Origin of the sequence: Undibacterium sp. Dicai25W, from assembly GCF_049340505.1 — a bacterium.
Classification (GTDB): Bacteria; Pseudomonadota; Gammaproteobacteria; order Burkholderiales; family Burkholderiaceae_D; genus Undibacterium; species Undibacterium jejuense.
Genome location: NZ_JBMPOQ010000036.1, coordinates 1 through 5,922, shown reverse-complemented (window position 1 = coordinate 5,922; position 5,922 = coordinate 1). Strand labels below are relative to the sequence as shown.

General features: G+C 45.0%; 6 protein-coding genes and 1 pseudogene. 5 read left to right on the top strand and 2 right to left on the bottom strand.

Going from position 1 to position 5,922, the window contains the following annotated elements; all coding sequences use genetic code 11:
* From ACO0KY_RS19350 to ACO0KY_RS19340, 3 genes are all read left to right on the top strand, one after another.
* A partial coding sequence (locus ACO0KY_RS19350) for a pilin (protein WP_423048828.1) occupies positions 1-367 on the top strand: 367 nt, incomplete at its 5' end.
* 138 nt (positions 368-505) lie between these two features.
* Positions 506-1,264: a TfpX/TfpZ family type IV pilin accessory protein gene (gene tfpZ, locus ACO0KY_RS19345; RefSeq protein WP_423048826.1), complete on the top strand. Its 759-nt coding sequence runs from the start codon at positions 506-508 to the stop codon at positions 1,262-1,264.
* 124 nt (positions 1,265-1,388) lie between these two features.
* Positions 1,389-3,089 (top strand): Wzy polymerase domain-containing protein, encoded by a 1,701-nt coding sequence (locus ACO0KY_RS19340; protein ID WP_423048824.1) that lies wholly within the window; start codon positions 1,389-1,391, stop codon positions 3,087-3,089.
* Positions 3,090-3,147: 58 nt separating this feature from the next.
* On the opposite strand, the gene moaC is transcribed toward ACO0KY_RS19340, so the two are convergent.
* A complete protein-coding gene (gene moaC / locus ACO0KY_RS19335) occupies positions 3,148-3,648 on the bottom strand; it encodes a cyclic pyranopterin monophosphate synthase MoaC (protein WP_423048822.1) in 501 nt (166 codons plus the stop codon).
* On the opposite strand from moaC, the gene ACO0KY_RS19330 reads away from it, so the two are divergent.
* Both ACO0KY_RS19330 and ACO0KY_RS19325 read left to right on the top strand, forming a co-directional pair.
* Positions 3,647-5,281: a M48 family metalloprotease gene (locus ACO0KY_RS19330; protein WP_423048820.1), complete on the top strand. Its 1,635-nt coding sequence runs from the start codon at positions 3,647-3,649 to the stop codon at positions 5,279-5,281. The two genes, moaC and ACO0KY_RS19330, sit on opposite strands and share 2 nt — an antisense overlap.
* A gap of 60 nt (positions 5,282-5,341) precedes the next feature.
* Positions 5,342-5,641, top strand: coding sequence for a hypothetical protein (locus ACO0KY_RS19325; protein WP_423048818.1), 300 nt, complete (start codon positions 5,342-5,344; stop codon positions 5,639-5,641).
* A gap of 174 nt (positions 5,642-5,815) precedes the next feature.
* On the opposite strand, the pseudogene ACO0KY_RS19320 reads toward ACO0KY_RS19325, so the two are convergent.
* Positions 5,816-5,922: pseudogene (locus tag ACO0KY_RS19320) on the bottom strand (hypothetical protein); the annotation flags it as partial.

Genomic DNA, 5,922 nt, shown 5'->3' with positions numbered 1-5,922 from the left:
CGGTATCTTGGCTGCGGTTGCATTGCCAGCATATCAAAACTACACAGTACGCAGCCGCGTTACTGAGGTGGTTGGTTTGATGGAAGGCTTTAAGCCAACCGTTTCTGAAAATATTGCTAATAATAATGGTACAGGCGGTGACAACTGCTTAGGTGTTACAGATCTGACTACTGCTACTGTCAACACTGCTTCTGTAAAATGCACTAGCTCTACTGGTACTATCACTGGAACTGGTACTACAAAAGCGAACGGTGTTTCTTTGACATTGACACCTACCTATACAACTGGCTCACCTGTTACTTGGAAGTGTGCGTCCGGTGCTAATACAGCGAACTACCCATTTGTTCCTTCTGAATGCCGTAACTAATCTCAGTGTAGTTATCTGAGTACATGAACCCGCCAGTCTCTGGCGGGTTTATCATTTTTGCATCCAGAAAGTAAACGAAAAAAGTAAATTCTTGTAATTTTGCTTAAATTATCAATTTAAAATTATTCTTTGAGCGATATGAATAAAATGGTACCTAGATTCAAGGCAATGTGTTGTCATTTGCTGATTTCAGGCCTCATTGCAGGTGTCGGCGCTTTAGTTATTTTGTTGTTGTGGTATCCGTGGCCCTTAAGTGAAATGTCTGGTGGATGGTCATTGTTGCTATTGGTTTGCAGTGTTGACGTTGTCCTCGGCCCTCTGCTAACTTTTGTTATTTTTGATACGCGAAAGCCGAGATCCGAGATCATTCGTGATCTTACTATCATCGCATGTCTTCAGTTGGCTGGCCTCGCCTACGGCGTTCATACTGTGTATTTGGCTCGTCCTGTCGTCGTCGCATTTGAAGGAAAACTATTCCGTGTTGTGTCTGCGATTGAAATTGCAGATGACGAGTTGTCCAATGCGTCTGATGAATTCAAATCACTGCCGTTGACTGGACCGATTTTTGTTGGGACTCGTGAAGTAAAGAGTGAAGATGAGCGCTTTGATGCCATTGCGCACGCAATGGCGGGTAGCGATAAGAGCATGCGGCCTATATTCTGGCAACCTTACCAGAAATCGGTGCCCCGAATTTTGTCCGATAGCAAGCCGTTGACAACTTTGCTGAAAAACCATCCTGAACAAAAAAACGCGCTTGACCAAGTCTTAGCCAAATCAGGTAAGAAGATGGATGAACTTCGTTATCTTCCACTGATCTCTAAATTTGCCGTCTGGACCATCTTGTTGGATGCGAAAACAGCACAGCCGGTTTCTTACCTGTCTGTCGACAGTACCTAATAAACTGAATCTATCTGGTATTCTGGGAGCCTTTTGTAAAATTGCTGCAAATCGGCTTCCCGGAATGTTGGCTGACTATTGATGATTCCATTGAGCTCAGCCCTGCTTTTTAATAGGATTTAATTTGTCGAACAGATCAACTTCATATGTGACATATGTGTTTGCGCTGCTTTTGCTTGTCGCATATTTATTGCCTTTTCATGTACATCCATTCAGGTCTTACTACAATGATGCATTGCCGATTCTGGGCGTATTAATCCTCGCATTTTTTCTTGGTCTGACAAAACAATGGCGTCTGGTGTCTTTGTCCTTGGTGCCGATTGGTATGGTTACCTGGATAGTTTTGCAAACTTTCTTCATTCCGCATCAAGATTCTTTTGACTTACTATTCCCTTGCATCTATCTCGCTTTGGCTGCTTTGGCGATAGCCGTCGGAGCCAGTTTTGGTGATAGCGATGAAAATCGTCATCAATTCACATTGACGATCGCTACTGCCTTTTTAATTGCGGGCATCGTTTCTGTCCTTGCGCAATTCTTGCAGGTACTAGATTTTAATGTCAGTCCCTATGTCATGTACATGAACCACGGTGACAGCATAGGACGACCCTACGCCAATATTGCGCAACCAAATCAACTCGCTCTGATTTTGTCATTTGCCCTTGCTGCAACCTACTTTCTGCACCAACAGAATTTACTTGAACGTGTTGCAAGCATCATTGTGACAGTACTGTTGTTAATTGGCATCGTTTTGACGCAATCGCGGATTGGCTGGATTATCGTGCCAGCATTTTCGGTATTTTTATGGCGTCGTTCTAAGGACGTGCAAAATATTCCCCGACCATTTTTGCTATTGGTTCCCGCTTTATATTTTGCCATGGTTTTTCTGCTACCTTATGTGGTGGGGCTTTTCGGGCAGTCAGGTGGTTCGTTGGCGGAACATATTGGCGGACGTTCTGAGCGCTCTGTTTTATGGAAGCAAGCCTGGCAAATGGCGGCCAGTCATCCGTGGTTGGGCGTAGGATGGTTTGGGTTTGGCTCGGAACAAGTCAAGATTGCTGCTGATTTTTCTTCATCAACTTACGCTGAACACGCACACAATATCGTTCTTAACCTCGCGGCAGAAATTGGATGGCCTGTCACCTTGTGTTTAAGCCTGGGTTTCGGTTGGTGGTTTTGGCAGACTTGTATTAAGCAAGAGCAAAGCACCGCGACACGATTTGCTGCCTTATGCGTGATTGCAGCGATGGTGCATAGCATGGTGGAATTTCCATTGTGGTACGCTTACATCTTGCTGCCCGTCGCGATCTTAATGGGCATATTGCATCAACAACGCTGGCCAGCAGCAGTGACAGAAGTCTCGCCGCGTCTCGTCATTCCTGTGCTGTTGGCCGCAGTACTGGTGATGAATTTAATGACCTGGGATTATCAACGCGTTTTGGCAGGATTTAACGTGTTGCGCTACCAAAAAGAGATCACTGAAGAAGGACAAAAATCACTGATTAAACCAGCGTATACTTTTTATCCTGAATTTTTTGATTACTTCAGATTGATGCAAATACAGGCATACGAAGGCATGTCTGCACGCGATATCGCTTACGTCGAAAAATGGACGCTGCGTTTTGGCTTTGTCCATATCATTAATAAACTCGCGGAAATTTATGTGCTCAATGGCGAACCGCAAAAGGCTGTAAGGATGATGCAAACGCTACAGCGTTTGCATCCATACGATTACCCGGAATATTATGATTACTGGAAAGCAAAGGGTGCGATTGATCCTCGTTATCAAGCTGCATTAGTTCACATCCCACCGCGCGACGCACCTTAACACTGCCGCATGGAAAATCGCTGATTGACCTGGTGACTTGGTATAGCCTGATTTGCGGTTAATCGATCAGGCTAACCCAGTCCCCCGATTTGCCACCATGCTTTTCTAATACCCGTATGTCGCTCATCACCATGCCACGGTCGACCGCTTTGCACATGTCATAGATGGTGAGTAAACCAACCTGGACGGCCGTAAGCGCTTCCATTTCGACACCGGTTTTGCCGACGGTTTCTACTTGTGCCTGGCATTGTATGGAGTTTGTGTCAGTACTGATGCTAAAATTGACATGAATGCGAGTGATAGCCAACGGGTGACAGAGTGGGATCAGATCGCTGGTGCGTTTGGCTGCCATGATGGCAGCAATGCGGGCGATACCTAACACATCGCCTTTTTTTGCAGTGCCTTCGGTGATGATGCTCAGGGTTTCTGGTTTCATGCGGATGCTGCCACAGGCAATGGCGATGCGATGGCTATCTTGTTTTTCTGCGACATCAACCATATGTGCCTGACCATCGCTGTCAAAATGGGTCAGACTGGATTGCTGGAAATGAGTAGTCATGGATGTGAAATCTGGAGGAAAGTTGAACAATTTCGGAACGAATGCCGTCAAGGAACATCATAGCACCGTGAAAAGAAAAAATATCTCCTTCCTGCGGTCAAACGGACCTCATTTCAGACTGTTGATAGGGGCGGCTGTTCTCGCGACGAGTTTGTGCGCCTCAAGCAACTATGCTCAAACGACCTCCGCGACGCAAAATCTTCCAACCTTAGGCGATACGTCGCGAGAAGACCTGTCGCCGCTAGCTGAACGTAAGCTTGGCGAACAAATCATGAATCTGGTACGACGTGATCCAGATTATATTGACGATGGACCTGTTTCAGAATATCTGAACCGTCTTGGAAACCAGTTGTTAGATGCGCATCCCGATGCCAGGGGAGAGGCTGCTTATAATTTCGAATTTTTTGCGGTACGCGATCCTGTACTGAACGCGTTTGCCTTTCCCGGTGGCTTTATTGGTTTGCATACTGCGTTAATTCTGACCGCACAAACCGAGTCGGAATTAGCATCGGTTATCGGCCATGAAATAGGTCATGTCGCACAGCGACATATCGCCCGCGCGCTCACCAGTCAAAAATATGATTCCTATATTCCTTTAGTTGCACTGGCTTTAGCAGTGTTAGCTGCCCGCTCAAGTCCCGACGCCGCGATCGCCGTCGCGTCTGGTGGGCAAGGACTGGCAATTCAAAAGCAGCTAAACTTTAGTAGAGATGCTGAACGTGAAGCAGACCGGATAGGCTTTCAGATTTTGCAAGATGGCGGTTTTGATCCGAACGGGATGGTAACGTTTTTTGGACGTTTGCAAGCGTCCACACGCAACTATACTGACAACGCGCCGGAGTTTCTGCGTAGCCATCCTCTGACTAGTGAACGCATTGCCGACATTCAGGCGCGAGCTCAAGGCTTGCGTTATAAACAAAGAGCTGATGGTTTAGAGTTTTATCTGATGAAGTCACGTGTACGCGTGTTGCAGGATCCTACTGTTCAAGGACTGATAGACGCTAAGCAAGTATTTGAAATGCAGTTGAAATCGGAAAAAGAAGAAGATCAAATCGCCGCCAAATACGGTTTGGCCTATGTCGCATGTAAGCAGAGAGACTTTGCAAAGGCACGGAAGTTGCTTGATCAGGCAAGGGATCAAACCGTACGCTCGGCCCGACAAAAATATCTTCTTGATCTGAGTAGTACGTTTGATAGTTTGAGCATTGATATTCTGCTGGGGAGTAAGCAATTTGAGCTCGCGAGTATTGAAGCCAAAGATGCCATACAGCGTTTGCCCTTATCTCGCGGCTTGGTTTATCAGTATGTTGAAGCCTTGTTAAATGCAAAAAAAGAAGAAACAGCGGGTATTTTTTTGCGTGATCAAATCGTGCTGTACAGGCAGGATGCGAAGTTGCAAAATTTGCTAGCTAAAGTCTATGCAGCACAAGGTAAGCAAGCTTTGCAGCACATCGCGCTGGCAGAAGCCTTTGCGATTCAGAATAGCTGGACAGCTGCCTTACAGCAGTTAGATCTGGCACGATTAGAAAAAGATGCAGGATTTTATGAGTTATCTGTGATCGATGCGAACGAGCGTGATTGGAAAGAGAATCATAAGCAAGAATTGGCAGAAGAAAAGAAACGTAAACAGTAGCGTATTTGTATTAAAGTGCTGCAATTAAAAAAATTTAATAAACATATTTGGGATACTTGAATGATTTTCGCTTGGTTTGATGCACGGGAGTGCAAAAAATTTGGTCAGGAATTGGCTGATTTTTATTTGGAACGCGTGGTTGTCGATAAAAAAGATAAAACCACTAAATTTGTAGAAAAGAAGCAGAAAATTTTGCTCTCAAAAATTCAACAAAAAGTCTATCAATTCAAGATTTCGCAATCTTTGAATGTGTATAAAAAAGCGCAGCTTGGTAATGTATTTAAGTGGCGTTTGATTGAGGCAGGATTTGACAAAAGCTATGTGGATGAATTGACTAGCTGGCTGATGCGGAATTTTTAATTCAAAATTTATTTTTTAATGTCTGATAACTTGCTTGAGTAAACATGGGTCTCTTCGATAAATTTGCGTTCTTTAAAAAAAATAATGACACAGCCCCAGCGCCTGTCGAAGTTGATCATGCCCAGCCGGACCTTATCACTCAAGGTAACCAAGCTGAAGATAATGGTGATCTGGAACTTGCAATACGCTTATACCATCGGGACGTAAAGCTATATCGATGTCAAATAAAATGCCCGCTGGAGTATGACTGGTCATCCAGGTGATGAAGCGTTGCGCCAGTT

Bases quoted from the DNA above. Each gene is read 5' to 3' on its own strand.
- tfpZ (WP_423048826.1), top strand. From the start codon at position 506: ATGAATAAAATGGTACCTAGATTCAAGGCAATGTGTTGTCATTTGCTG.
- ACO0KY_RS19330 (WP_423048820.1), top strand. From the start codon at position 3,647: ATGGATGTGAAATCTGGAGGAAAGTTGAACAATTTCGGAACGAATGCC.
- moaC (WP_423048822.1), bottom strand. From the start codon at position 3,648: ATGACTACTCATTTCCAGCAATCCAGTCTGACCCATTTTGACAGCGAT.
- ACO0KY_RS19325 (WP_423048818.1), top strand. From the start codon at position 5,342: ATGATTTTCGCTTGGTTTGATGCACGGGAGTGCAAAAAATTTGGTCAG.